Below are 2,864 nucleotides of genomic sequence, written 5' to 3'. Positions count from 1 at the left end.
TCGCTATCTGTCGGAGGCGTTCCGCCGGGCCGGTTACGTCGAATTCGCCCGCCGCCTCGACTACTCCTGGCGGCCGGGCTGAGCCGCTGCTCCGGCACCCCACCAGGACGCGTTCCAGGTGAGCTCGGCCAGGGCTTTCTGTCCGCTGACATCAGGGTGGAAGAAGTCGAGTTTGCTGATCTGGTCGGCGGCGAAGGCGTAGTGGTAGGTCGCGTAACCGTCCCACCGGCATTGCGCGTACTGATCGCAAGCGTTGGACAGGATCTCGTTGAACGCCGCCTCCCGCGCAACGACCTGCTGGCGCTGCGACTCGGTGTCGGACGAAGCGAGCATCGACTGGCAGATGCCGGCTGTGGACCACACCGCCCGCGCGAGCCAATTGCCGTGCAGCACCGACCGCAGTTGGTAGAGGTTGGGGATGCTGCTCACGAAGATGTGCGCGGCCGGCAATGCTTTGTGCAACGTTGCGAGCGCCGTATTGACCTGACTGGCGAAGGTATCCGTCGACGTCATGGTCGCCGCGGACGACGTACACAGGTCATTGGCGCCGATCAGCAGGGTCACGTAGTCGGGCTTCTGCGCCACTGCCGCGGCGACCTCAGCCGCCAGATCGCTCGCCTTCGCGCCACTCACCGCGTCGTTGTATGCGTGGCCGGAGATGGCGGGATTCACGGCCTGGAGGCGTTCGTACTGGCTGTGGATACCGTCGATGGGATTGTCGCCGGTCGACCACGACTCGTGCGGATGGTCGCCGTACCAACAGCACACATCGGCGGCGCGGGTGATCGAGTCGCCGAGGGACGCCATGCTGCTGGGGAGTGGTGTCTGCGCACCGGCGGGGGAGGCGACCAGCAGCGAGAAGACCACGACCAGCGGAAGCACCAGGGCACGCGCAAGCCTGACCATGTGGACCCCTCACTACAGCTTCCGACACGCTGACCGCCCGTGCTTGAGGCCTCTCAACTACTGCGAGGAATGTAACCGCAGACGCGAGCTCAGAGAAGAGTCTCGGCGAGGACTGTGGATAGTTCGGCCGGGTGGCTCAGTGCGGACAGATGGCCGCCCGGCACGACCTGCACGTCGACGCCGAGTCGGTCGCGGGCGATACGCCGTTGCAGGTCGAGCGGGAAGAAGCGGTCGTCGCGGCTGGCGACGGCGCCGATCGGGATGTCGGGCCAACGTTCGAAGGTGCAGACATCGCCGAACGGTCCATCCGACTGCGGCGTTTCTCGCCCGTGCATTTCGGCCGCGATGTCGGGCGGGATGTCGTGCATGAAGTAGGTGTCCAGGTCGAACGCAGCCGGGTAGCCGTCGCGCTCGGCCGCCGCCGTACGCGCCGGCTCCGAGCCCACGTTGTCCCACCACCCGCCGGGCGTCTCCCCGGGAAGCGGAATCATCGCATTGAAGAACACGACCTGACGGGTTGGGACGCGCTGCCACACGAGCGGTGCGGTGAACGCCCCCAAAGAATGCGCAACGATCGCGACATCAGTGCGGCCGCCGATCGCTGCGAGGACGGACTCCGCGTAGTCAGGCAGGCCTTTGTCCGGGTCGTCGGCGGGCAGGTCGACCGCGAACGCGTCGAATCCGCGCGACCGCAGGTCGGCTTCCACGAGATGCCACAGCCAGGCCCGCCCTCCCGCGCCGGGGATCAATGCGACAGGGATCGCGCCACTCATTTCGCCTCCTGGTGATTCCGACACCTCGACCATGCCGCCACGGTGTCACGCCCCGCCATCGGACCGATACGGCATTGGACTCTCACCCGAAAGGGGTGACGTGTTCGCGCCGGCTACAGACCTAGCGTCTGTAGCGCGGCCGCGCGACCGGCCGTCGACTGCCGACCGGCGGGTGGTCCGCGGGGGGTGCACCCGCCGGCCGGCGCGGCCGTTCGAGCCGGGCTATCGGAGCACCCGGTAGGTCAGGTGAGTGGCCCCGGGTGTGTCGGCCGTCGCCAGGTGCTCGAGCTGGATCGGGCCGCCGAGATGGTCGAACAGGCGGGTGCCCGCGCCCAGCAGCACCGGCACGATGTGCAGCTGCAACTGCTCGAGCAGCCCGGACCGCAGCGACTGCTGGATGATGCTCGCACCGCCCATGACGTAGACCCGCTTGTCCCCGGCCGCCTCGGCAGCCTGCGTGAGCGCGGCGTCGATGCCGTCGGTGACGAACGTGAACGTCGTATCGCCCTTCACCACCTGGCCCTCCGGTCGATGGGTGACCACGAACACCGGCATCCGGTACAAGCCGTCCTCGCCCCACCCACCGGTGATCTCGTAGACCTTCCGGCTGGTCACCACGGCGCCGGAGACGGCGAAGAGTTCGTCGAGGTACGGCCGGCCCTCGTCGTGGGCGAACCACTCGTGCAGCACCTTGCCGCCCTCGCCCAGGCCCGGCTCCCGGTCGAGCCCCGGACCAGTCACGTAGCCGTCCGCTGACATGGATATGTAGGCCTCGATGAGTGCCATGCTCAGTTGTCCCTCTCTCGGGTACGTCGTCGGTAGTCACCCATGCGTCGAACGGCCCGGCACCGTTTCGACAGCGCAGCTGCAAAACCCGACCAGATCGGGATTGGCCCGCACCCGGACGGTCTTTCGCGCCAAGCTGTGAGGCAACCACCGTTCGGTCACGGGGGCAGGGAGCGGAATGTCACGATCTGGGACGCTCGACGTCGCCCGGGCGGCTTTCGCCCGCGGCGAGTGGTCGACGGCCCGCGACAGCTTCCTCGAGGCGGATCAGGACACCCGGCTCGACGTTGATGACCTCGATCGCTACGCCGTCGCGGCGTACCTGATCGGCGACGAGGAGCAGAGCATCGGCCTGCGGGCCCGGGTCTTCCAGCTGTCGGAGGAACGCGGCGACTACCC

4 protein-coding genes are annotated in these 2,864 nt (G+C 67.8%); 1 reads left to right on the top strand and 3 read right to left on the bottom strand.

Translation table 11 applies throughout. From position 1 onward, the window contains the following. Positions 1-60: 60 nt before the first annotated feature. The 3 genes from VGH85_17950 to VGH85_17940 all read right to left on the bottom strand — a co-directional run bounded on the left by VGH85_17950 (position 61) and on the right by VGH85_17940 (position 2,465). A complete protein-coding gene (locus VGH85_17950) occupies positions 61-906 on the bottom strand; it encodes an SGNH/GDSL hydrolase family protein (GenBank protein HEY2175694.1) in 846 nt (281 codons plus the stop codon). Between the two features lie 89 nt (positions 907-995). Next, on the bottom strand, positions 996-1,679 hold the full coding sequence (locus tag VGH85_17945; protein HEY2175693.1) for an alpha/beta hydrolase: 684 nt from the start codon (positions 1,677-1,679) through the stop codon (positions 996-998). A gap of 222 nt (positions 1,680-1,901) precedes the next feature. Continuing rightward, entirely contained in the window at positions 1,902-2,465 is a 564-nt protein-coding gene (locus tag VGH85_17940; protein ID HEY2175692.1) for a dihydrofolate reductase family protein, read from the bottom strand. A gap of 178 nt (positions 2,466-2,643) precedes the next feature. Between VGH85_17940 and VGH85_17935 the strand changes: the two genes are divergently transcribed. Continuing rightward, on the top strand, positions 2,644-2,864 hold a 221-nt coding region (locus VGH85_17935), incomplete at its 3' end, for a LuxR family transcriptional regulator (protein HEY2175691.1).

The sequence above is a fragment of the Mycobacteriales bacterium genome (assembly GCA_036497565.1).
In the GTDB taxonomy this organism is placed as follows: Bacteria; Actinomycetota; Actinomycetes; order Mycobacteriales; family QHCD01; genus DASXJE01.
This window is presented reverse-complemented; position numbering and strand designations above follow the sequence as displayed.

What these genes read in the sequence shown, in the direction of transcription:
- VGH85_17940 (HEY2175692.1), bottom strand. Translation starts at nt 2,465, where the DNA reads ATGGCACTCATCGAGGCCTACATATCCATGTCAGCGGACGGCTACGTG.
- VGH85_17945 (HEY2175693.1), bottom strand. Translation starts at nt 1,679, where the DNA reads ATGAGTGGCGCGATCCCTGTCGCATTGATCCCCGGCGCGGGAGGGCGG.
- VGH85_17950 (HEY2175694.1), bottom strand. Translation starts at nt 906, where the DNA reads ATGGTCAGGCTTGCGCGTGCCCTGGTGCTTCCGCTGGTCGTGGTCTTC.